The sequence below is a fragment of the Planctomicrobium stercoris genome (genome assembly GCF_051465655.1).
Taxonomy (GTDB): domain Bacteria; phylum Planctomycetota; class Planctomycetia; order Planctomycetales; family Planctomycetaceae; genus Planctomicrobium.
The window spans coordinates 3,870,224-3,894,672 of record NZ_CP195791.1 but is presented as its reverse complement, the minus strand read 5'-3'; the positions used below and the strand labels follow the sequence as shown (position 1 = coordinate 3,894,672).

At 57.5% G+C, this 24,449-nt stretch carries 13 protein-coding genes; 8 read left to right on the top strand and 5 right to left on the bottom strand.

Annotated features, from left to right (window positions below; translation table 11 throughout):
• Positions 1-111: 111 nt before the first annotated feature.
• Positions 112-1,737 (bottom strand): hypothetical protein, encoded by a 1,626-nt coding sequence (locus SH661x_RS15745; RefSeq protein WP_437223278.1) that lies wholly within the window; start codon positions 1,735-1,737, stop codon positions 112-114.
• Between the two features lie 135 nt (positions 1,738-1,872).
• Between SH661x_RS15745 and SH661x_RS15740 the strand changes: the two genes are divergently transcribed.
• Positions 1,873-2,871: a polysaccharide deacetylase family protein gene (locus SH661x_RS15740; RefSeq protein WP_437223275.1), complete on the top strand. Its 999-nt coding sequence runs from the start codon at positions 1,873-1,875 to the stop codon at positions 2,869-2,871.
• 18 nt (positions 2,872-2,889) lie between these two features.
• On the opposite strand, the gene SH661x_RS15735 is transcribed toward SH661x_RS15740, so the two are convergent.
• Entirely contained in the window at positions 2,890-3,996 is a 1,107-nt protein-coding gene (locus SH661x_RS15735; protein WP_437223272.1) for a glucose 1-dehydrogenase, read from the bottom strand.
• Between the two features lie 248 nt (positions 3,997-4,244).
• Between SH661x_RS15735 and ribH the strand changes: the two genes are divergently transcribed.
• The 3 genes from ribH to SH661x_RS15720 all read left to right on the top strand — a co-directional run bounded on the left by ribH (position 4,245) and on the right by SH661x_RS15720 (position 7,144).
• On the top strand, positions 4,245-4,718 hold the full coding sequence (gene ribH / locus SH661x_RS15730; protein WP_437223269.1) for a 6,7-dimethyl-8-ribityllumazine synthase: 474 nt from the start codon (positions 4,245-4,247) through the stop codon (positions 4,716-4,718).
• A 254-nt stretch (positions 4,719-4,972) separates the two neighbouring features.
• The gene (gene nusB, locus SH661x_RS15725; RefSeq protein WP_437223266.1) at positions 4,973-5,467 is read left to right on the top strand and encodes a transcription antitermination factor NusB; all 495 of its coding nucleotides are present in this window, start codon (positions 4,973-4,975) and stop codon (positions 5,465-5,467) included.
• 327 nt (positions 5,468-5,794) lie between these two features.
• Positions 5,795-7,144: an SGNH/GDSL hydrolase family protein gene (locus tag SH661x_RS15720; RefSeq protein ID WP_437223264.1), complete on the top strand. Its 1,350-nt coding sequence runs from the start codon at positions 5,795-5,797 to the stop codon at positions 7,142-7,144.
• A 70-nt stretch (positions 7,145-7,214) separates the two neighbouring features.
• On the opposite strand, the gene SH661x_RS15715 is transcribed toward SH661x_RS15720, so the two are convergent.
• The 3 genes from SH661x_RS15715 to SH661x_RS15705 form a co-directional block, all read right to left on the bottom strand.
• Positions 7,215-9,611, bottom strand: coding sequence for a polysaccharide biosynthesis tyrosine autokinase (locus tag SH661x_RS15715; RefSeq protein ID WP_437223261.1), 2,397 nt, complete (start codon positions 9,609-9,611; stop codon positions 7,215-7,217).
• Positions 9,612-10,129: 518 nt separating this feature from the next.
• Positions 10,130-11,731 carry an undecaprenyl-phosphate galactose phosphotransferase WbaP gene (gene wbaP / locus SH661x_RS15710; protein WP_437223259.1) on the bottom strand — a complete coding sequence of 534 codons (1,602 nt, stop codon included), beginning with the start codon at positions 11,729-11,731 and terminating at the stop codon, positions 10,130-10,132.
• Between the two features lie 249 nt (positions 11,732-11,980).
• The gene (locus tag SH661x_RS15705) at positions 11,981-12,235 is read right to left on the bottom strand and encodes a hypothetical protein (RefSeq protein ID WP_437223257.1); all 255 of its coding nucleotides are present in this window, start codon (positions 12,233-12,235) and stop codon (positions 11,981-11,983) included.
• A 625-nt stretch (positions 12,236-12,860) separates the two neighbouring features.
• Here SH661x_RS15705 and SH661x_RS15700 point away from each other — a divergent pair.
• The 4 genes from SH661x_RS15700 (at position 12,861) to SH661x_RS15685 (ending at position 24,427) form a co-directional block, all read left to right on the top strand.
• Positions 12,861-14,402: an SDR family oxidoreductase gene (locus SH661x_RS15700; RefSeq protein ID WP_437223255.1), complete on the top strand. Its 1,542-nt coding sequence runs from the start codon at positions 12,861-12,863 to the stop codon at positions 14,400-14,402.
• The gene (locus SH661x_RS15695; protein WP_437223253.1) at positions 14,392-22,356 is read left to right on the top strand and encodes an SDR family NAD(P)-dependent oxidoreductase; all 7,965 of its coding nucleotides are present in this window, start codon (positions 14,392-14,394) and stop codon (positions 22,354-22,356) included. Before SH661x_RS15700 ends, SH661x_RS15695 begins: the two co-directional genes overlap by 11 nt.
• Before the next feature lie 101 nt (positions 22,357-22,457).
• The gene (locus tag SH661x_RS15690) at positions 22,458-23,669 is read left to right on the top strand and encodes an SRPBCC family protein (RefSeq protein WP_437223250.1); all 1,212 of its coding nucleotides are present in this window, start codon (positions 22,458-22,460) and stop codon (positions 23,667-23,669) included.
• Complete coding sequence (locus SH661x_RS15685) at positions 23,666-24,427, top strand: SDR family oxidoreductase (RefSeq protein ID WP_437223248.1); 762 nt, start codon at positions 23,666-23,668, stop codon at positions 24,425-24,427. The genes SH661x_RS15690 and SH661x_RS15685 overlap by 4 nt, the downstream gene beginning before the upstream one ends.
• The last annotated feature ends 22 nt before the right edge of the window (positions 24,428-24,449 follow it).

The window sequence follows — 24,449 nt, the reverse complement described above, 5'->3', positions numbered from 1 at the left end:
TGAAGCGTGACTGGTCATACGGTTTTCTTTGCCGGGTTCTGGTGGAGTGATGAGTTCAGAGATCGGTCGTGGATTCAGCCGGCTGCGATCATGTCTGGGAAGCAGTGATCTCTATTCCCGGACTTCGATGACCTGCAACCCGGACGGCGGGTCCGATGGAAGCGACTTCAAGTAGTCCCGGTACTGCTCATCCAGGATTTCATACTTCACGCCCAGGATCTGCTCCAGACTGGTGGTGGAGTTCCGCAGGCGATCCACGGGATCGTACACGTTTGAGAGGTATTGGATGAACCCGTCCCGGTACATCCCGTCTTCATAATTCAGGAAGAAATGGGCCATCCCGGCAGCCTGATTGTAGGCGTCCGGTTCCAGCGGGAAGTCGGCCTTTCCCAGTCGGGTGAACTGACGCATGGGCCAGTAAATGTTCTCTTCCAGCGCCCGCCGCCGCGCCCAGTAAATGCGGATATGTCTTGGGTTGCCGACATGCGGCTCATGCGAGCTCTCCCGATACGACTCCAGGTAACAGGGGAAGCCTTCAATCACCCAAAAGTTCGCCCGCTCGCCGACATCGACCGTCCGCTGACGGCTTTCGCCCAGCAGTTGATGCGTCACCTCGTGATACATCGTCTCACGTTTGTCGGCCCGTTGTTCGTCGGTGTCGTCAGGCTGTTCATCGAAATAGAAGTACGCGATGCGGTCATGCGGCATATACAGACCGTTAGCCTTTTCGATCTGCGGCTGCCGGGCTTTCAACGCCGCCACAAACTCGTCTTTGTTACGGTAGTAATTAACGTGATACCGCTCTTTCGGGTTCCATTGCGTACTGGATCCACGGTCCAGCAGACGCTGCATCTGCTGGGGGGAGTTGAAGAACGCGGTGTATTCCCGCAGGAAGAAATCGTGGAAGCTCTCCAGAGCCCGGGAGATCTCGACACCTTTCTCCAGGCTGTGATTGGTTCTGACCAGAAAATGCTCGGACCCGACTTCCCAGGCGTACTTGAAATCGCTGCGGATGGCCGCTTCTTTTTCAGCGCTCATCCATTGCGTGTCGAGCAGTCGTTCTCCGTTCTCGTAGCGCGAGACGAGTTTCTCCTCAATCCATCCGAAGCGGGGATGGTCGACCATCTTTTTCGATGCCATCAGCTTCCGGAACGAGGTGGTCCACTTCCCCTGATCCTGAACGTAGCCCAGCATGCCGCGTGCATTGCGGTTGTCAGGATTGTGAAACGCCACCTCACGGATCAGCTGAAAGGCCAGGCTGGGGAATCCTTTGTTCAGGGCATCCCGAGCCACGAGGTACAGATTGGTGGAATAATCCGTTTCGAGCTTCCGCAACTTCAGCCGCCATTGACGTTCTTCATCCGGCAGGTTCAACGGGATGGAGGGCAACGGTTCGGTCGGGAGGAGATCGACGTCATACGCCCCCGACTCGGGTGGCAGCGCCCGCTTGCGAATCTCTTCGGCATCTTTGAAGTAACTTTGCGACTCGCAGTCCTGCGCCAGGGCGTTCATGTCTTTGGCGAACTGCTCCTGCAGTTTCTGGTATCGCTGCTGCAATAGTTGCAGGCGCCGCTCCGCGACCGGAACGTCAGCAGAAGCAGGAGCACTGACCAGCAGGAGGAGCCCGGCAGCGATCAACGACCAATGGCTCCACGTCGGACGGGAGAGATGCAGAATCGTTCGGGAATCCGGCTTTTCAGCCGGTAGCCCCCTCGGAATGATCGGAATAATCGTCATGGCCGAATTCTAGGACGAACAGATCACTCCGGAAAGACGAGTCCGTCCCTCCCCGGGCATCGATCAACTCCATTTTTGTAATGACGACTCTGTCCCGAAGGCCGGCCTTCAAAATATCAGCAGCAACAGATCATCATGAGTAAACGGGAACTTCTGGCGCGAACTTTGGAGCGGACGGGGCTGGGCTCGTTGCTGTCCCGGACCGTCGGTCGCTGGAATGGGCTCGTCGTTTTCAATTACCACCGGATTGGCGACCCCGCGCAGGCTCAGTTCGACCGGGCGCTGTACAGTGCTGATCAGGAGGACTTCGACCGGCAGGTCCGTTTCCTCAAGCAGAATTACGATGTCGTCAGGGTGGACGATCTGGAACAGGCCCTGCGACGCCCGGGGCGTTCTGTGATGATCACCTTCGACGACGGGTATCGGGACAACTTCGATTTCGCGCTCCCGGTTCTGACGCAACACCGCGTCCCTGCCACCTTCTTCATCACCAGCGGCTTTATCGATCGCGCACTCGTGGCATGGTGGGACGAAATTGCCTGGATGGTGCGGTCCAGCTCGAAATCCAAACTCCCTTCACTCACGCCAGCGATCGAATACCCGCTCGGTTCGGCAGAGGAGAAGGAAGGTACCATTAAGGCGATCCTGCGATTCTATAAAAACCTCTCGGACACTCAGACCGCGGAGTTCATGAACCAACTGGCTGAGGCGACGGGGAGCGGTCGCTGTCCGGCATCGCTGGCGCGGGAACTCTGGATGAACTGGGACATGATTCGCGAAATGGACCGAAGCGGGATGGACCTGGGGGGCCACACCGTCAATCACCCTGTTCTGGCGAACACGGATGCTCAGACTCAGCGAGCAGAAATCCTGGGGTCAAAGCAACGGATCGAAGCGGAGATCGGTCATCCGATCACCGCCTTCAGCTATCCGGTTGGACAACCGACGTCATTTACGGCGGAAACCAAACAGATTCTCAGCGAGGCGGGTTATCGCTGGGCGTTCAGCTTCTCTGGCGGATTCGGTTCGACCGGCCACTCCGATCACTTCGACCTTCCGCGTGTTGCAGTCTCTCCCCACATCAGCCGCGAGCTGTTTCAGTCGACCGCCCGACTCCCGTGGCTGTTTGCATGACCTGGGGTCGGACTCCGCTCACCCTTCCGAAACATTCACGAACACTTTGAGGGCGTCGTTGTTTTCGGTCAGTTCTCGCATCAGTCCCTGCGGGTCGTCGTAGCCGTCGATCGGTGTGGTCAGGATGCGGGATGTCACTCCGGGGAACATCACTTCACCCAGTGCCAGATCTGACAGACCCTGTGCGAAATGGTGACGGTTCCCGTTCACGGAACCGAGCAGTAGCTTGTTGCCCAGCACCCATTCCAGATTGACCCGGTCTGACGGGAAGTCGCTCAGAGTTTTCTTTCCCCCGGTGACGCTGGTCCAGACGAGCGCACCATTGAGATTGAGATGCTCCATGGCGGAAAAGGCGACGTGCGATGATCCGGTCGCTTCGATAATCAGGTCCGGTCGGCCGACCTGTTTGACGAGATCGCCAATCGGGGTTGTCTTCGTACTGACGTAGCTTGCCCCGTATCCCTGAAGAATCTCTTCTTTCAGTCCCGGCTCGGGTGTACGGGCCAGTGTGTAAACCTGAATCCCTTTCAGTCGCAGCATCATGGTGGTCAATAGACCAATCTGCCCTGCCCCCATCACAAAGGCCAGCTTCGGTTCCCACACCTGCAACCGCTGCTGCGCGAGGTACGCCTGTTCGATTGCCTTCGCACAGACGCTTGCAGGTTCGGAGAGAACTCCCAGGTGCTTGAGGCCCACTGGCACCTTGACCATGTATTCCGCATCGTCCACGAAACGCTGCGTCATGTACCCGTGCAGAAGGTTGATACCGCGCTCGTAGTACGTCTCATGACTTGTGATATCGTTGCGGCCGATCAGATCGTACAGCGTGGGACCGGGACGCCGGACAGTGCAGGTGCAATAATCGCCCGGCTTCAGATGAGTGACCGCCGGTCCAACTTCGAGAACTTTTCCGAACACCTCGTGTCCGAGAACGAGATGCTGATCCCCCTCTGGAGCGCGACCGTAGAGAGCTTCGTTGATTTCCGCATCCGTGGCGTCCAGACCGACTTGCAGCGTCTGCACCAGGACTCCGCGACCATTGGGGACGGATGAAAGTTGCGGCTCAGCGATATCGGCGAGATGGACGCTGTTCCGAACTCCGGGATGAACTGCGAGAGCTTTCATAACTGCCGTTAATATCTGTTCTTGTGGCGAAGTCGTGGCTTGGAAGTCGGACTGAGAGCATGGCAGGAGGCTGTCGGTTCTGTCAATGTGAGGACGTTGAAAATGATGCGGCGTGCGTTCGCATCGGGCGTCGTCGGCAAACTTTCGACCGAATTCGAAATTCAGCTCAGAGAAAACTGACAACTCGATTCGTGGCCCGTACACTGTTTGACTGATTTTTCGGCAGTCCCTTTTGCTTGGCAGCATCCATGGCCACCCAGATCATCGGCAAGCTTGATACGCAACCCCATCACCGGTATGGAATTGTGGTTTCGCGGTACCATGAGGAAGTGACCCGGCGGCTGCTGGAGGGAGCGGTCGGAACGCTGGAGCGTCACGGTCTGGATTCCGAGTCCATCACCATTGCGTGGGTTCCTGGTTCGTTCGAAATTCCCGTTGTCGCGGACGCCATGGCCAATTCCGGCAAGTTTGTGGCTGTCATTGCTCTGGGGGCGGTCGTCCAGGGAGATACGGACCATCACGACTACATCAACCACGCCGTTGCCCAGGGACTGGCGGTCAGTTCCAGAAAGAGCGGAGTCCCCGTCTTGTTTGGAGTCCTCACCTGCCGTAACATGGAGCAGGCCATGGCCAGAGCTGGCGGCGCAGTGGGAAACAAGGGGGCGGAAGCAGCTTTGGCGGCAATCGAAACTGTCAGCGTCCTCGAGCAATTGAGACCCTGAAGAGTTCTTGCCTTCCCTCGGAACACTGCAAAACGACCTCACCCCATGGGGACGTTGACACCGGACAGGCGTCCGTTCCGGATGCAGCCCCCCGACTGGTGCACCCTGACCGTCATGTGATGCCAGCCATCCCGGTAACCGACTTTTCCCTGACACCCCGTTCCTGATTCACACCTGCCCCAGGTGATATTCCATAGAAGGGGCGAGTCCCGAAATTCCCGCAGGTCTTTCCAGCTCGCCAATGAGACCCACGTATGTCGAAACGGAGTAAGGCACGTCAGATCGCAGTGCAGATGTTGTTTCAGGTGGATCTGAATCCGGATGTCACCGGTCGGATGGTCCGCGAAATGATCTGTGAGCGACTGAACGAACCGAATATTCAGGAATTCGCCTGGGGGCTGTTTGCAGGGTGCATGGAGCATCGTCCTGCTCTGGATGAGAGAATTCAGCAGGTCGCCGAGAACTGGAAGCTGAGCCGCATGGCCGGGACCGACCGTGCCGTTCTGCGACTGGGTGCGTTTGAGCTGCTTCATACCAGCACTCCGGTTGGCGTGGTGATTGACGAAGCGGTGGAACTGGCCAAGAAATTCGGAGCCAGGCAGTCTTCGCAGTTTGTGAACGGGATTCTCGACAGACTCGTTCCGGCCGAGCGACGTCGATCCAAGTCCACAGAGGCAGCCCTTCCGGCGGAAGCGCCCGAGACCGATGCTGCCGACGAGAAAGACGATCTCTCGGACGATTTTGAATAGATTCCGATGCAGTTGGAGGCGTTCTCCCTCCGGTCCAGTCTGCTTCGCACCAAGGCCTGCAGCATGGTGACTGGCCAGCTCATAAATCGCATTCAGGCAGGATCGCTCCTGACTGCATGGGACTTCCCGCCGCTGATCTCCGTCGTGATCTTGCGTCGACGGCAGGCGATTCACCGTTGCTCGAACTCGCGCTGAATCCTTGGCTTCTTGAGCCGGACAGTCGTGGTGAGCTGTCAGGTCTTGCGGGGTGCTCTCCTACTCGGAACGAATGGAGGGTGATACCATCATCCGGTGAACCTGCCTCAATCCCTGAAGGATGCCTCATTCATGCTGAGACCACTCCAGTTTGCTTTACTGACCAGTGTATTGCTGTCCGTTGCAGCACGCGGAAACGCAGCTGAGCCGCCCGAACTCAAGATCGTGGGGGAGCGTCAGATTGCAGTGACCCTGCCCGCTGCCACCGATCGTCCTGCGCAGACAAAAACGATCGATGTCGAGTTCCCTACCCTGCAATCTGTGGTCGCGGAGAAGCACGATGCACTTCCGCTTTATAATCCGGCCGGCCCCCAGTATGCCCGGGGGGCCAGACTCAATGGAATCCTGGCTGAAGCTCTCACCGCTCCGGACCTGCTGGACCCGGATAGCGTGGTCGTGCGACTGGTCCCCGAGGAGAGCGGAGAGGCTTTCATGAAAGGGAAGGACTACGATTTTGAGCCTCGCTGGGGCGGAATCGGACGTCTGCCTGAGGGGCGAATTCCCGAGCAGACTCCTGTCTACATCAGCTATCGCCACACCCTGCAGCGTCTGGACTCGATTATTCTCACTCCCCAGAAAGAGATCATCTATCGCCAGGGAGTTGCCAGACCGACCAATGCGACGCCACCGGACACGCTTCCCGGTGAAGAACGACTGGCGAACATCTGGTTCACCCGCACCACTGACAAACTGAATGAAAACATGCTGTTCCCGATTCTGGAGGCCAAATACCCGGAACCGGAAAGGAGCTCTCCCTCGGTCGCAGAGCGGTTGATCCCGAAGACGATGCAGAAGTTGCAGTCTGGGGGGCCTGTCAAGATTCTGGCCTGGGGGGACAGCGTCACCGAAGGTGCTTATCTGGCGAACCGCGATCAGGAAGGTTGGCAGGCTCAGTTTGTTGCACGACTTCAGCAGTTGTACCCTGATGCGAAGATTGAACTGGTCACGGAGGCCTGGGGAGGTCGGAGCACTTCCACCTACCTGGGAGTTCCTCCGGGTGAACCACACAACTACAAAGAGACCGTACTCGCCGTGAAGCCGGACCTGATCATCAGCGAGTTCGTCAACGACGCTGGACTGAATCCCGCTCAAGTAGAAGATCGCTACAGCCGGCTTCTTGGGGACTTTCAGGGGATTGGAGCCGAGTGGATCATCCTCGCTCCTCATTATGTTCGCCCCGACTGGATGGGGCTGGATCGCGAACGTGACATCGATGAGGACCCACGCCCGTACGTGCACGGGTTACGGGAATTCAGCAAAAAGCATGACGTCGCGCTGGCTGATGCTGCGAAGCGATATGGTCGGCTCTGGCGTCAGGGGATCCCTTACAACAGCCTGATGATGAACTGCATCAACCATCCGGATCCCCGTGGATTGCAGATCTTCGCCGACTCTTTAATTGAGCTCTTTCCGCAAAAATAGTCTGGCCAAAAAATGGAGCTGCACACGTCAGTGTGCAGCTCCATTTTGATCCGTGCTTGCTCACGCTGACTTAAACGTGATGCCCATTCTCCTGAGCATTGTTCGAATCGGACTTCGGAGTTCCATTTGAGAGTTCCCGCATCCGGTTTCCATAGGCACGGTTCCCATAGCCGTAACCATATCCGTAGCCGTAGTAGTAGCCGCCGGACGAATCCCCGGATTCCCGTGTGAACTCTTTGCTGCTTCCGAACGTATTGACGATGCAACCTCGCAGATTTGTTGAGGCTGCCCGGAGGCGACGTACGGCCTCTGCGACCTTGCGCTTCGTATCCGTCGCTGCACGAACGACCAGAAGAGCGATGTCACATTTCTGCGAGACAATGGCCGGATCGGAAACCAGGAGGACCGGACCGCTGTCGACCAGAATCAGGTCGTATTGCTCCTTCACCAGTTCAATCACCTTGTCGAAGCTTTCGGACTGCAGCAATTCCGCGGGGTTGCGGACCGGCCCACCGGCTGAGAGCAGCGAAAGTCCTTCCAGTCCGGTCCACTGGACTGCTTCATCAAGCTGAACTTCACCGCGGAGAACTTCCGAAAGTCCCTTGTTGATCTGCAGGTTGAAGAAGCGATTCTGAGTCGGCGCCCGCATGTCACCATCGATGATGAGCGTGCGAATCCCAAGTTCGGAGAACGAAGCCCCCAGATTGGCCATAATGGTCGACTTCCCGTCTTTGGCCTGACAGCTGGTGACCATGGCAGTGCGCAGGTTCCCGGATTTGACCTCGCGAAGCAGGTACGTTCTGAGGAGACGGAACGCTTCTGCTTCAGGGGCCTGAGCATCCACGATCATGCGACCAGAAGACTCTTTGTTTCGAACGATCCGGATTCGACCGACCTGTCCGATCACCGGCAACGATAGCATGGAATCAATTTCAGCCGGGCTGCGGAAGCGGTTGTCCAGCTGATCCGTCATGACCGCCAGAGAAACTCCAATCATCAGGCCAAGAAAAACCCCACCTGCTCCACAGATTGCAAGCTTCGGCCAGACCACTTCGCCCTCTTTCGGGGCATCCAGCACTTCGTGAATATATCCGCTTAACCCCGTGGCGGTGTCCAGACTCCGCAGCTGGTCCACAATTCCGTCAAACAGAGCCTGTTTGCGGTCGATCTCTGCACGCATCATTCTGTCGCGCAGTTCGAATTCGATGAGTTGTTTGGACTGCATCTCCGCGGAGCTTGCAAGCGAGAGCAACTCTGCTCGGCGTTCATCCGAAGCTGCAAGGTCATGTCGCAGAAATCCCGTGTATGCCTTCAGCAGCTTTTGTGGCGTTAATTCGTCGAACATGCTCGTGAATTCCGTCTGCTTTTCGGCATTTCGGACCACATCTTCAACCAAAGCGATTTCCTGCCTCAGAATTTCCACCTGCGGATGTGCAGGACCGAAGTTCGAGAGGAGCTCGTTAAGCTTTGCTTTCAGCGTCGTCAGCGTGTTGAGTTTGGCTGTCACCGCGGCAGTTCGGGTTGGCATATCCTTCACGAATCCAGCCGTCTGGCCGCTTTGAAGTCCGGCAAAGGAGCCGAGACGTTCCAGGCTGGCACTGTCGATCAAGGCGAGCATTTCCAGCGTGTCGCCCTGATTGGCTTCAATCTGCTGGAGACTTTCCTCAACCTTCCTCAGTCGCGTCGCCACCGAGGAACGTTCGATTTCCACGGAGACCAGCTCATCCTGCAACCGACGGAACTTGTCGAGATACACGTTGCTCGAGCCTTCACCGGAAAACAGAATGGGCGCGGCGCGGCGGGCCGCGACGTAAGCATCTTCAACGCTTTTTAATTCTGCTTCCACTTTGTTCTGCGCATCGCGGATCAGATCATTGGCTGCAGACATCGTCCGGTTCACCTGATCGTCCAGGAAGGCTTCATATTCCATGACGATGGCTTGCAGAATTTCCAGGCCGGCCACTGGATCGACATGTCGGAACTTGATGTTCAAGCTGCGAGCGTCGCGGGCGGTTCCAGTCCCTCCCTTGGTCATCGTGAGGTGTTCCCTGACATATTTGACAGGGTCAGCTTCCGAATCTTCTTCCATCATTTCCTGGAAGAACGGCATTTCCTGCCAATGGACTCGTTCGAGAGCTTTCTGGATGATGTTCTGGCTTTGAACGATTTCCATATGGTTGGCGAGCGTCGACGCCTGTAGCCGATCTTCGCTCCAGGAGGTCGTCCCCTGTGCGTCTGTGGAACGAACGTCCTTGAGCGTCACCAGCATCTTCGCATTGGACTCGTACCAGACCTGGGCATTCGACCAGTAAGTGACCCCCAGGAGAAGTCCCAGCGCCCCACAGCACAGGATCAGGGCAGCGCGACGCTTGAGGACTTCAAGAATGTCCACTGTGGCCTGGGACGCCGATGTCGCTGCGTTCTTCCCAAACTGAAACGGTTCCGCTTTTGTGACTGGGTCGTTCATATTGTAAAATCAGTGAGTACTAATGAACCTCAGGTCGGGATGGCCGTTCCAGATTCCTTGACAAATCAATAATGATTGATTCTGTCCAAATCCAAAGCTTAATTGGACCTTGCATTCGTTGCAAGAATTACTATTGGAACGATCGAATTTCGCGGCACATGCTGAAGGATTGTTTGCCTCGGCAAAATAAATTGCTGTGCATCTGCCTGTTTGGCCATTCGGGACGACTTGAGCACGTGTGCAGTGACAGTTCACACGTAGCCAGAAAGTCTCGCATCGGAGATGACGAGACGTTTGCTGCGTAGTCGTGTGCGATTCGCCATAGTCTCCGGACGATAAAGGCAACGGGGGCCAGAACTCCGATCTGGTCGATCCAAGTCGGGAGAGCTGAAAAAAACACTTCACAAGCCCACTTGATCCCTGCAGGAGCAACGATCACCTGCGTCCCGCTTTCTCCTCATTAATTTGGTCCCGGTATCAAGACGCAAACAAACTCGGCCGGAAGTGACAGCCTGCAGTTAGAACGCGCCTTCGCGGAAGAGGACTGTTTTCACAGTTCGACCGAGGATGAAGAGATCCAGCCAGAACGACCAGTTCCTCACATAGTAGGCGTCGAATTTCCCTCGCTCTTCAAAAGTTGTGTGATTGCGTCCGGAAATCTGCCACAAGCCGGTGATTCCAGGCCGGACTTTCCCATACAACGCCAGGCGATCGCCATAAATCTGAGTCTGCTCGGTCATGAACGGTCGAGGCCCAACAAGGCTCATTTCGCCGCACAGGACGTTCCAGAGTTGCGGCAGTTCATCCAGACTCGACTTGCGAAGCAGTGTTCCGATGCCGGGAATCACACGTGGGTCCTGTCGCAGCTTCTGATTCACATCCCATTCCAGCCGCTTTTCAGGATGTTTCTGCAGATAGTCGGTCAAAGCAGCATCCGCATTCAGAACCATGGTTCTGAACTTCCACGCCTTGAAAATGGCTCCATTTTTTCCGACTCGTTCCTGACCATAAAAAATCGGACCAGGCGAGTAGACCTTCATGCAGGCCCAGGTGAAGGCTAACAGAGGCAGTAAAAAAGGAGACAGAAGCAAGACACCCAGAATCACTGCGATCAGGTCAAAGGCCCGTTTGAAAATTTGAGACCACGGGTCGAGGAGCCGCGCACGGTAGGAAATTCCGAGTACGCCACCGAAATCCTGAGTTCGATTCCACAGGCTCGGAAACTCTTCTAGGCCAGGGATGACGACCACATTGGGAATCGAGTGGCAGTAGTTGACCGACTGCGTAAAGGAGTCCGTACGCCGATCACTGGGTGAAATCAGAGCCCAGAAGACCCGATGTTCATTCGCCAGTGCCGGGATATCAGCCAGAGTTCCCAGCACGTGACTGTTGTCAAAGTCTCGCGAGTGAATCTGATACTGGTCCGGCACGATTCCCACGGGGCGAAGCCCCAGCGTCGACTTCTGGTTCAACACTTTCAGCAGTTTTTCTGTCGACTCCCGGTTCCCGATCAGCAGCACCGGTTGCCCCCACCATGGGCAATTCGCAAGTAACGCTCGCGCGCTGCAGCGGAACAAAGGCGCGAAGACAAGTGCAAATCCAGTCAAAGCGCCGACAAAGGCCAGATGCGGAACCGATTCGTGGTCGAAAGCCAGACTGAAAACAGCGAGGATCAGCCCTGCCGTCAACGTCCCCAGGATCATGCTTTTCAGCTCAACGATGGGGTTCACACCTGCGCCCGGATACAGTCCAAGCAAGGCGTAAATCAAAATGAAAACAAGCCCGTTCGAAAAGAGCTGCGGCGTCATCGCCAGTGAGGCAGGAACCTGAGAAAAGAGCGCTGTCACGCTCATCGAAGCAATCAGGATTCCCAGGCTCAATCCGCAGTAATCAAGAACCAGTAGTGGAATCGCGGTTTTGGCGATCTGGAGAATCCGGGTTGCAATGCGAGTTCCGGAGACTGTCGATGCCTGCTCATGATAGGGCACATAGGTTGTGCCGGTCGACGTCCTCGCATCGAGGTGTACTGCAGAGGCATCAGAAAACGCAGGCTGATGGTGTGCGGCTTCCAAACGTGCCTCTCGATGCACCCGTTGATGACTCGACAGTTGTGTCTTCATGAATCCCTCAATCTCCAAGGGCTGCTCTCGAGCTCGCTTCTGTTTCAGATTCAAGTCCGGTCGCTGTTTACTGGCGATCCGCAAAAAAGCTCTCGCGGATGCCGTGAAGACCCAAAAAATCGAGGCGATTTAGGGGCAAGAGCACGCATTTTTCGTTCCATCCCATTTGCTCCACCTCCTGCAGATTGCGCCCATTTCCCATCATGCTCATGATTGGTCAGCATTTCAATTCACTTATCCAAACTTGAATCAATTTGCCGATTTAGTGTCGGGAGTAATTTTCCTGCCATATTTGTTGCATCGAACATCAATGGGATCAACTTGCCCGAATGTGCCGATTTTTGTATCTGAAACGAAAACCGGTTTCTTGGAACCCTCAAGGTCAATCTGAATGCCTTCGGCACTGGCAAAGAGCTGCACAAAATCGCAGCAACTTCGGGTGTTGCATTTTTTTTGAATCACTGCTGCAAAGCGCTGCATTGCGCCGCGGTGGGAAGATTCCAAGGGTGAATCTCAAGCCGCACGAATCGTTCCCGGCCCTGTGTGACAATCTCTCGACCAGGACCGTTCAGTCCAGTTCCATACCAGCGAAACACCCCGGATTCGTAAACCTGCCGGGCCCATCTGCGCAGATTGACCTTATCGCTTCCGAACATTTTGAGACTCCAATGCACTCAACAACGTCTCTGTACGAAGTTGAAATGAGGCAGGGCCGGATTCTCGGCACCGGTCGCCAACCCGCTCTCGTGGTGAGTTGCCCAGGCCGATCCAGGCCCGGAAGGACTGACAGCGGCTGCCCGCCTGACTGTTCGAATCAGTCATTTCTGATTGAACTTACTGTCATCCGCATGTGGAGTTCTCGGCCGCGAACATAAAGCGCCTGAGTACAGTACGCAAGTAGGTATTTCTCAATTTCTCGAATGTCTTCCCGCACCGGGAGAAGACTTCTTCCAGAGTTTTTCGGAAGTTCATCGGAACTTGTTCGTGCAAATGGTATATCGACAATCTAGACTTCACCCGAGGTGACCGTGAGGGTTCCGTTTTCAAGGACTGGACGTGTTCACGGTGACCTGTAGACCGGGCAAAATGTTTCCAGAATTCGAGTCAATCCCAGGGGTATGCCGGAAGTATGGGGCCCGAACGATATACGCTCCTCACAGGTGGGACCGGTTTGCTCGGTCGGATCCTGCTGGTCGACCTGATGCGCGCCGGCCTCCCGGTGGCGGTCGTCGTGCGGCCAGGGCGGGAGCGTTCAGCGAAGGACCGCATCGAACTGCAGCTCAGTTCACTCGAAAAGGGATTGCGACGGACCTTCCCCCGTCCCGTGATTCTCGAAGGAGAATTGACCAGTCCTGGTCTCGGACTCAGTCAGGCTGCACGTGACTGGTTCGGGCGAAATTGCACTCGCGTCCTGCATTCGGCTGCCTATCTCTCATTCAAGCCGGCTGCATCTCATCCCCAGAATGAACCGTTTACCACGAACGTCGACGGCACGAGACGGCTGGCGGAGTTTTGCCTTGAGAACAAGGTTCGCGAGTTCCATCACATCTCGTCGGCATTTGCCTGCGGGCAGAGAACCGGGACCGTGCTCGAATCGGAAGGATGGCTCGGACAGCGGTTTTCAAATGATTACGAAGACAGCAAATGTCAGGCGGAAGAACTCCTGAAAAAGATGCAGGGTTTCAGCTCGCTGACAATCTATCGTCCTTCGATTGTGATCGACCCGACCCCGGGCTCGCTGTCGCTGGGGGACCGCACCATCTATCTCGCGTTCAGTGTGTACCAACTGCTCTCCCAGCGGGTGGGACTCCCCGATCCCAAAGTTCTTCTTCAGCAACTGGGGCTCAGTGGCGCGGAACGAAAGAACATCGTCCCCGTGAACTGGGTTTCGAGGATGATCGTGCAGATCTTGCGCAGGCGAGTGCTGCATGGCCAGACCTATCATCTGACACACCCGACCGGAACATCGCTGCTGGATCTGCTCACAGCGTTTCACGACGTTCTGGCAAATGCCGGTTACTCTTCGTTGAAACGTCAGGTTTCCGACTCCGACTTCGGAGAGCTGGCCAACCTCGTCGAACAATTTCTGGGAACATTCACCCCTTATTTCCGCGACGATCCCCGATTCGACCAGACTCAGCTTCTTCGGGCTGCAAACATCTGCAACGAGTCGAATTGTCCGGACGTCAATCGGGAGATGCTGCAGGAAGTTTCGCGGCAGCAGATGCGGCGTGCCGCTGTTCATGACCCGGATGTGTCGCCTCGCCCCACGTCCGTCTGGGACCGCCTGCAGGCGTTGAGTCCACGTCGAGACGAATGGAACTCAGTTCACCCCCATGATATTGAATCGATCATGGAGATCGGACTGCAGCTGACCGGGCCAGATGGTGGAATCTGGCAACTGTCCCTCACTCGTGGAGGGCGTCTGGGATGCGACATGCGGCACGATTCCCAGGTGGACTTCACGATCTATACGTCCACTCAGACCTGGAATCAGCTTCTCCAAAAGAAACTCAGCTGGAAAGATGCCGGCACGCAAGGCAAAATTTTACTGGAGACAGCAGCAGCGAGGCTGCCTGCGGATGAAGAGATGGAGCGCGTTCTGCAAATCATGATCGAGCAGGCGGGGGCTCAGGTCAGTGAACGGAAGTTGAGCCTCCATGGACGCTGACGGTCTGGTCCTCGAGCCGATCGCAGTTGTGGGAATGGATTGTTGCCTTCCCGGTGCTGCGCATCTGAATGAATTTGAAGAGCTCCTGTTCTCCGGACGCAGCGGCGTCTCGGAGCTGCCGCCGCACAGGATCGACTGCGACCTGTATTTCGATGCCCGCCGGGGACAGCCAGGAAAAACGTACACCACGCTGGGAGGAACCGTCCCAGATCGGCCGGTCGATTTACAGGCGGCCGGGATCCCGGCTGAAACGGCAAAACTCATCGACCCCGTGCACCTCCGCTTTTGTGAAGTGGCGGTCAGAGCCTGGAGGAACGCCGGTTTTCAGGCACACGACCCAGCCTGGAGCCGGGCTGGTGTCTTCGTCGGTCATTCCGGAGCGACCCTGAATGGGGGAGGTCTCAACCTCGCCACTCAGATCGAAGAAGGACTCGACTTTCTTAACGACGTTCCCGAGTTTCAGGCAGTTCCCCAGTCTGCACGCGACTCTATTCTGCGAAGGGTCGCGGAAGAGATCCGGAAATCACGTCCTCAAAGAACTCCCGACCACGTTCCGAACTATCAGGCGTATACTGCCGCGGCTCTGCCCGCGCATGTCCTCGGGCTGTCCGGCCCGCGGATCGTCTGTGATGCCGCGTGCGCTTCGTCGTTGTTTGCCATGCAGCAGGCGATCACAGCCATCCGTCTGGGGCGGATCGATGCCGCGATCGTCGGTGGCGCGACAACCAATGGGGTCGATAACCTCATTCTCTTTTCGCAGTCTCAGGCTTGCAGCGATCGTGGATCGAGTCCGTTTGATCATTCCGCCAGCGGTCTGATCAGCTCCGAAGGTTACGCTGCGGTCGTGATCGTTCCGCAGAGAACCGCTTTGAAGCTGCAGCTGCCGATTCTGGGGGTGATTGCTGGTCTGGGGACTGCGTCCGATGGTCGAGGGAAATCGCTGTGGGCCCCGCGTGCCGAAGGACAGCAGCTCGCCATTCGTCGGGCCTATCCGGAAAATCAGCCACTGACGATCGACTACCTCGAAGCTCATGCCACCAGCACTCAGCTCGGGGACGCGACTGAACTACAGGCGGTTGATGCCCTGCGACGTGCGTCTTCGTCGCGGGAATCTGGCGCTCCGCTTTTGATTGGCAGTCTGAAATCCAATCTCGGGCACACGCTGGAGACGGCCGGTGTCGCTGGGTTGATCAAGATTCTGCTCTCGATGAAGCGTGGCGAGATTCCCGCTTCACTGAACTATCGAACTCCCAATGAACGCTTTGAATGGTCGGCGGGAACGATTGAAGTCGTGAGTCAACGACGGCCCTGGAATCCGCGCGGTCCGGTCCGACGGTCCGCAGTGAGTGCCTTTGGAATCGGCGGATTGAACGCACATCTGTTTGTGCAGCACGCTCCGGATCCCGCTGCGAATGGGATGTCGGTTAAGGCATCCGTCGTTCGCAATCAGACTCATTCCCGCGAACCGATTGCGATTGTCGGACGCGGCGTTGTGCTCCCCGGTTCGCACCATCTGCAACAGTTCAAGACATTGTTGAACAGCGGCCGGTCGATGATCGGGGCTCCTCCCGTTAACCGCTGGCGCAGCGGGATCGGCGTTCAGCCCGGAGCGGAACGAGGTTCATTCCGGACCCCGACTGCGCAGGGGGGATTCATCCGTGATTACAACTTCGATGGTCAGCCGTACCGCATTCCACCCAAGCAGGTGAAACAGGCCAATCCACTGCAGATGATGCTGCTGGATGCGGTCACACAGGCGGTCCAGGAGATGGATCGGGGTGCGTGGAAGTTCGATCGGCAGAAGACCGGTGTGGTCATCGGAACGATCTTCAGCGGTGATTTCGGAAGCCAGCTGCAGCTTGGACTGCGACTTCCAGAAATCAGCCGGAAGCTGCGGGAACAATTTGAAAGACACGGAGTTCCACCGGAGCGGATCGAGGCCATTCTCGCGGAGTATCGGAAGCTGGTCTTGGAATCGCGTCCGGCATTGCTCGATGAAACAGGAAGCTTCACTGCCAGCACGCTCGCTTCACGCATCGCGAAAACGTTCGACCTGATGGGTGGGGCGTGCGCGATTGATGTCGACGATGCCTCCGGACTTGCAGCTGTCCACCATGCAGTCGACCAGCTGCGGCTCGGGACCTGGGATGTCGCCGTTTGCGGAGCGGCAGAACGGGCGATGGATCTCAGCAAGTTTGAACAGCTCGACCTGACCGGAAAGCTGCTGCGTTCAGGCCGCATCAATGACATTCCCGAAGACTGCCGACAAATCCTCCCCGGGGAAGGTGCCGTCGTCATGCTGCTGGAACGGCTCAGCACAGCGGAGGCTGCCGGTCATCCGATTTTGGGGATCATCGACGACGTTGAGAACTTTCCATCCAACACGACTTCGACGTTCGGATTCCGCAGTTCACACCGGAATCACAATACCCGCGAAGACAACAGCGGTGTCACTCCCGAGGCCTGGGACCGGGACCGTGACCTCGTGCGACAAATTGGCTACCTGACAGGCGCCCATTCTCTGGCACAATTGCTGAAGGCGACTGTCCAATGGGAATCGGCTCCCGTTGGAGAGGCTGCAGCTGAGACATCAAAAACCATCCTCAGCCAGACTGAGGATGGAATCGTTTATCGGATGAAATGCCGCCCACGGTGGAGTGCGGAACGGAAGAGTTCTCCTCGAATGGAAACGACCAGTTTCCCTTTGACTTCACTGCAGACCACAGCCGTTCATATGGGCGATCAATCAGGAACCTTCAACGTGACACGACCGACTGAACCGGCGACTTTCAATGCGGCCCCTGCCGGCTCGACCGCACTCAAACTTTTCCGGTTTCAGGCTCCTTCTCAGGAATCGCTGCTGAGCGCCATCCAGGTTGCAGAAGAGAGTGCACAGGCAACATTCTTAACCCCGTTGGAAGCGTTTCACCCGGATTGCGCATCGCGCCTCGCGGTCCTGGCCGAATCGCCCGCTCAGTTGAAAGAACGTCTCTCCGCCATTCGAAAGAACTGGAGCAAAGGTCGCACGGCGGGGGTCTTTGAGACTGAACGTGCGATTCTCTGGCAGGCGCGGCCGAATGCAAACCGAGTCGCCTGGGTTTATCCCGGACAGGGCTCGCAGTACGCAGGCTCACCGGCGGCTATCGCAGCCAGTCCCAGCGCAGCAGGGAAACTCAAAGACCTGGATCATGAACTGGTCAGCTCGGGGCTGGAGCCGCTCACTCCCCGATTACAGGCAGGGACACAACCCCCGCTGACGGACATCTGGTGGAATCAGCTCTGGGTGCTGGGAATCAGCCTGGCCCTCACCGAAGAGTTGAAAGGACTGGGACTGCGACCGGATCTGGTGCTCGGGCACAGCTTCGGTGAATATTCCGCGCTGGTCGCGGGTGGGTGTCTGACACCAGCTCAGGCATTGCGGATGGTGAAGTCACGCGCCGATGCGGTGGCCATGACCGTGCGAGAACCGGGTCAGTTGATCTCGGTTCGTGGAACCCCCAACACCGTGGAGTCCGCAATTCGCAGCGCGGACCTGCCGGCCACCATCACGCACTTCAACGCTCCTCAACAGACTGTTATCGCCACAGCCTGTTCGCAGGTGGATGCGGTCCGCAAAGCCCTCTCGTCCGTCAATCTGGCGTCGCTGGCTGTGCCTGTACCTGTCGCGTATCACACCGACCGGCTGCGCAGCGCGGAAGATGTCCTGCGAAGAACGTTTTCGCACGAACGGTTCCTCCCGCCGACTTCGGGATTCCTGTCGACAACCAGCGTCCGCTATCTGTCGGAGCCGGATGACCTGCGTCAGATGCTCATCAGTCACCTCACGCTGCCGGTCTTGTATGTTCCGGCGATCGAACGGCTCATCGCTGACGGCTTCAACCTGTTTCTGGAAGTGGGCCCCAACCAGATCCTCAGTCGGCTGAACACAGAAATCGCCGGCAGCAGGGCGATCTGTCTGAGTCTCGATGTGCCGGGGCGAAGTCACGAGGAACGGTTGCTGCTCGTTCAGGCCGCCCTCGAAATGACTTCAACACATCACCGTGCATGGTCTGAACAGGGGGTGACAGTGTCGACGTCGGCCGTCCGTTCGCCAGTTGCTTCTGCACCCCCTGTCATCGCGGCTGCCGCTCAGGACGATGTTGAAATCGTGGACCTCCGCAAGTCCCGACGGAAAGAGAAAGAGACCACGACCGCCAGTCCCTCCCTGAACGGTCATCATCACGACTCGTCCTCCTCCGCAGTTGAACTGTCGAACGGTCATCTCCCGAATTCCCCGGCGCCGGTTGTCAAATCGCAGCCTGTCGCGGATCGGCAAGGTCCCTCACTTGACGACGTGAAGAAGTTCCTGCTGACGGTTGTCGTGGACCTGACCGGATATTCACCGGACGTCATCGATTTTGATGCTGACCTCGAAGCCGATCTGGGGGTGGACAGTATCAAAAAGGCCCAGGTGGTGGGCGAGCTGGCGGAGTGCTTCGAACTCTCGGTCGCTCCCTCCGGCGTGACGATGTCGGACCTGCGAACGTTGGGAGACATTGCTGCTATCGGCGTGCAGTACGGAACCAGCGGGAAAACCTCTGCCGCACCTGCAGCTCCTCCCGAAGCGACCCCGTCACCAACGGTTGTTGCCACATCGACCAGCAAGCAGCCTGAAGCAGGACTGGATCTTGCCTCCATCGAACGCTTCCTGATCGATCTTGTTGTAGATCAAACGGGATACTCGCCTGAAGTCGTCGATCTGGATGCCGACATGGAAGGTGAACTGGGGATCGACAGCATCAAGCAGGCTCAATTACTGGGTGAGGTGCAGCAGCAGTTCGAACTGCCCGTCGTGGCGGCCGAAGGTCGATCGCTTACCAGCTTCTCCACGCTGCGTTCGATTCTCAATTTCCTGGCGGAAACGTTACCTGTGAACGGCACAGCAGCGTTCCGCATGGCTGTCCCGGAAGAGGCTCCGACCCAGACGCCGCCGTCGGACTTCTCCTTCCCCTTAAAAAAAAATGATCCCGATTCCCTCCACTCAGGCTCCAACGGTTCGGCAGGAATTCAGACAGAGTCCCCGCTGAACAATGGAGTGTTCTCCGCTGTTTCTGAGGAAGTCATTGGGCTGGAGCTGTCAGACGAAATTTCTCCTGAAGCGAAGCAGCTCTTCACGGTCGAAGCCGCTGAGTCGAACGGCGACAGCTGGACCCGGGGGATCGAACGGGGGAAGGCGTCAGCACGGGAAATCCGGGGCACATTGCGACTGCTGATCGACCTGCAGGAATCGTCGACCGCAACGATCGACCTGCCTGAACCTGTCACGCTTGAACTGCAAGGGCTGGCCGCCGGTGCCGGGGTCTCGTTCCCGTCTGTCCTTCACGCACATTCCATCTTTGCTCGTCAACGCTGTGAAGCATCTCCCACCGTTGCAAAGTGTGCTCCAGAACCATTGCCCACACCGGGCCGTCACACCGGCAACTCAGAGCATCACCTGCCGCTCAAGTCAGAGCAGTCGATGCGGTTTGGAATGCGAATCTCCCGGGCACCCCAGCGGCCCGGCATGCCGACCACTCCCCAGTTCTCCGGCCCTGCCCTGATCGTCGGTGACAACGAAATCTCTCAGGCGATCCGCCACCGCTTCGAATCTCACGGGAGAGCCTGTCACATCGTCCCGAAGGTGGATTCGATCGAGTCATTGAATGCCTGGCTGGGCGATCTGTGGATTCGGGAGCTGACTCCGCATCTCTTCATCACGACCTCGCACGATGCAGACGCATTGCGCGGGATTGATTCCCAGGCCTGGAAGTCGCGGCGGTTCTCCGCGGTTGAAGTCCCTTATCGGGTCTGTCAGCTGTGGATGCAGCGGATGATCGATGCAGGCAAGATGGACGGCGCCAGTGTCGTCGCGGTTCTGAATCTGGGAGGGGATTTCGGCTTCAGCGGAAAAACCTGCATCAGTCCCGAGGGGGGACTGGGCGGATTGATCAAAGCGATGCTGATTGAAGCGTGGATGCGTGGGTTCCGTGCGACACCGATGAAAGTGATCGACGTTGCTCCGGTCACTCCCGCTGCTGTCGCTGTCGAGGGAATCTGGCGCGAACTCGCCATTCCCAGTTACGACATGGAAGTCGCGCTTCACGGGAATGAACGTTACGCCGTGCAGCCTGTCTTCCAACCGCTTGAAACACGGCCTGATGAGCTGAGGAACGGGAATTCCAAAGTTCGGCCCGGAGGAACCTGGGTCGTGACGGGCGGGGCACGCGGGATCACCTCTGTGGTCGTTCGCGAACTCGCCAAACGTCATGGACTCAAGCTGCATCTGCTGGGAACCGCTCCAGCACCTGCGGTGACCGCAGAGCTCAGAATCGCTGCGGAGAAAGATCGATTGCAGGTCCGCCGAGCTGTCATGGCAGCGGCTGCCGAACGCAACGAAAACGGCATGGAAGCGTGGAGAAATGTCGAAAAGGGACTCGAAATTGATGCCACGCTACGTCTGTGTCAGTCGGAAGGCATCACCGCCAGTTACCATTGCTGTGACGTGTCGGACCTCGATCGGCTTCAAAGCACGCTGCAGCGGATTCGAGAGCAGGACGGCCCGATCGTCGGAGTGATTCACGGTGCAGGCATCGGGCAGGACGCCCGCTTTGACCGCAAACGCCCGGACAAAGTGGACCAGTGTCTGCGCGCGAAGATCGACGGCTGCATCAACCTGATGGACGCAACCCGTCAGGATCCGCTGGATTCCTTCGTCGCCTTCGGGTCGATCAGCGGACGGTTCGGAGCGAACGGCCACACCGACTACTCGTTTGCCAACGATTCCCTGGCCAAACTTGTCGGGCGTTATCGACGTGAGCGGCCGGAAGTTGCCAGCGTCACTTTCCACTGGCATGCCTGGGGCGACATCGGTATGGCAACCAAGCCGGAAACGAAGCTGGCTTTGGAGATGATCAATCTGGAATTCATGCCGGCCCGGGAAGGGATCGCCCACTTCCTCAATGAACTGGAAGCGGGTGGCGATGAACCGGAAGTGCTCATCACGGATCGGGCTTACTACCGGAAGTTCTTCCCGATCGACCGGAATGTGCTGCCTGCTGAACATGATGCTGTCCCGCCGACAAGCTATCCGCTGCTGGATCCGGAAGGAGATCTCCCGACCCCCCGAGATGGTCAGTTCGCCATTGAACTGAACCCGGAGAAGGAACGTTTCCTCAATCAGCATCTCGTGCAGGGAAAGCCGACACTCCCATTCGTCGTCGCACTGGAGATGATGGCGGAAGCTGCTAGAACAGTGACGAATCAACCGTTGGTCCTGGAAGCCCGCGACATCGAAGCGCTGCAGGCGATCAAGTGGTCAACCCCTTCGCCCATGACGATTCATGTCCGCGCTGAGGCTGCGGGCGGCGAAGTCCAGTGTGCACTCATCGCGGACGTGCGTCGACGCGACGGTCGGATCGTCGCCAAAGACCGGACCTACTTTCAGGGAATGCTGGTCCCCGGCAATTCGTCACCGAAGTCCACCGCGATCCGCCCGGACCTGTCCCATGTGCAGTGGGCTCCCATTCAATATCTCGAGCCGACCGCTCCGATCTATCACGGCCCGGACATGCAGTGCCTGCAGTCCATTGCCATCGACGGAAATCAGGCGTTCGGGCAGATCTCTGCCTCTTCCACCGTTCAGCTGGGAGGCGGTCACCGGCCGACCTTCGGATGGTCCGTGCACTGTGCAGCGATGGACGCCTGTCTGTACGCGGCAGCCTTGTTCGCGGGCAAACGATTCGGCCGCGCGAGTCTTCCTGTCAAATTCGACCGTATCCGCTTTGGCAGATTGCCTGACCCGGGAGAACCCTGTCTGGTCGCGATTCAACTGATTCAGGAATCCGCAGAGGGGGTGGAGCTCGCCTTCCAGCTGATCGGACTGAATGAAGAGCTGCTACTGGATGTTGAAGGCTATCACATCGGATGGTTATCGTGACCCTAGAACTTGCTTGAGACTCCCCGGGGCTGGTTCCGCGTCATACGGTGACGACGGAACTTTCCCACAGTTGACGATTCCGATTTCGATTCTGCGAACATATGTACCTCACCCCCGTATCCCAGATCCCTCCGCTGCAGCCGGTCGACTTCGTCTCGGAGTCGTCGTGGCAGCGTGAACGTCAGGCCGTCTTCGCAGACTCCTGGCATCTGGTGGCGACGGGAAGCCAGCTGCAGCGGCACGGCGAATTCGTTGCGGTCGAATTGCTCGGGATCCCTGTTGTCGTTCGGAACTTCGATGGCGAACTGGTCGCACTGCGTAACGTGTGCGCGCATCGCCAATCGCTTCTTGCCACCAAGCCGTCAGGCTGCAGCCCGACACTGAAGTGTCCTTACCACGGCTGGGAATACGGTGCTGACGGCCGGACCCGCAAGCTCCCCGGGGCCTCCAACTTTCCGAAGTTTGACCACGCACACTACTGTCTCGACAAGTTTCCTCTGGAGAAATGCGGAGATTTGGTGTTCGTGCGTTTGAGTTCCGAAGGTCCCACGCTGCGGGAGTGGATCGGAGAACGGTTCGAGACACTCGAGCAATGGTTCTCCACGCGATCGCACCATCTGGCGATGCACCGGCGATTCGACTATCCCGCCAACTGGAAGATCCCTGTCGAGAACTCGCTGGAGAGTTACCATATTCCGTTCGTGCATCCGAACACGTTTCATGAAGATCCTGCCGAAGCGAACAGCACGCATCTGTTCTATGACACCGGCACATGCTTCACTTCCCCGTTTCACCCTCCCCGGCTGATCGACTGGGTGCTCGACCGTGCGGAAGTCGGAGTGCTGAGGTTTCTGGGGCAGACTCCGACAGGCATTTACCACCATCACCACATTTTCCCGAATCTGCTGATCTCGCATACCGACACCACCAGCTTCGTGCAGATGGTGTTTCCGGCCGGGGCAGCGTCTTCCTTTTCTCTGGTCTGGCAGTACGGTCTGGGAGATTCAAATCTCAGCTTCCTGCCGCGCATGGTCAGTTATGCCTGGGGCAAATTCACCGGAGCGCTGACCCGGACGATCGTGACGGAAGACATCTCGGTCTATCCACTGGTTCAGGCCGGTTCAGCAGGTGCTGGAAAAGCGGGACTGCTGGGACGCTGTGAGGAGCGTCTGTTTGAATCTCAGAAATACGTCCGACAGAAAATCGACGCCTGGGAACAGCGGACTCAGTCGCCTGTCGTGGAGACGTGTTCCGGGGGAGCGTCCTGCCGGGTGAACACTCAGCCCTCATCAGGCGATGAACGAACGACATGATTGATCTTCGAGGAAAAACAGCACTGGTCACGGGAGCATCGCGCGGGATTGGCAGGGCGTGCGCGAAAACGCTGGCTGCGTGTGGAGCAAATGTCGCGGTGAATTTTCTGTCTTCACGCGATGGAGCGGCGGAAACGGTCCGGCTCGTTCAGTCCCATGGCGTGCAGGGAGTCGCCCTCCGCGCGGACGTTTCGGACGCCGAAGAAATTCAGGCTGCAGTCGACTTCGTTCATGAACGATTTGGTCGGCTGGATATTATTGTCAGTAACGCTGCTGCCGGCGGTTTCAAACCGCTGATGGAGGTGAGTCCGGCGAACTTTGACGGCGTCCTTCGTAACAACGCTGCGCCACTGTTATGGCTGGCCCAGGCCGCCGCGCCTCGCATGCAGGCGGCAGGGGGAGGAAAGATTGTCGCCATCTCCAGTCACGGATCGATTCGGGCGTTTCCCAACTATGGCGCGATTGGAGCGTCCAAGGCTGCACTGGAAAGCCTGACCCGGCATCTGGCTTTTGAACTGGGGCCGACTGGAATCAACTTCAACTGTGTTCTGGCCGGCATGGTCGCGACAGAAGCAGTCCGAACAATGCCCAACAGCAGCGGCATGCTTCAAAGCTCACAGGAACTGATGCTGGTCAAGAACCGTGAGCTGACTCCCGAACGCGTTGCGGACGTCGTGGCGTTTCTCGCCAGCCCGTTGAGTGACATGATTCAGGGCCAGACGATCCTCGTCGATGGCGGAATCAGCATTCGCGTGTAGCCTCAGCTGTGGCGAACGATGG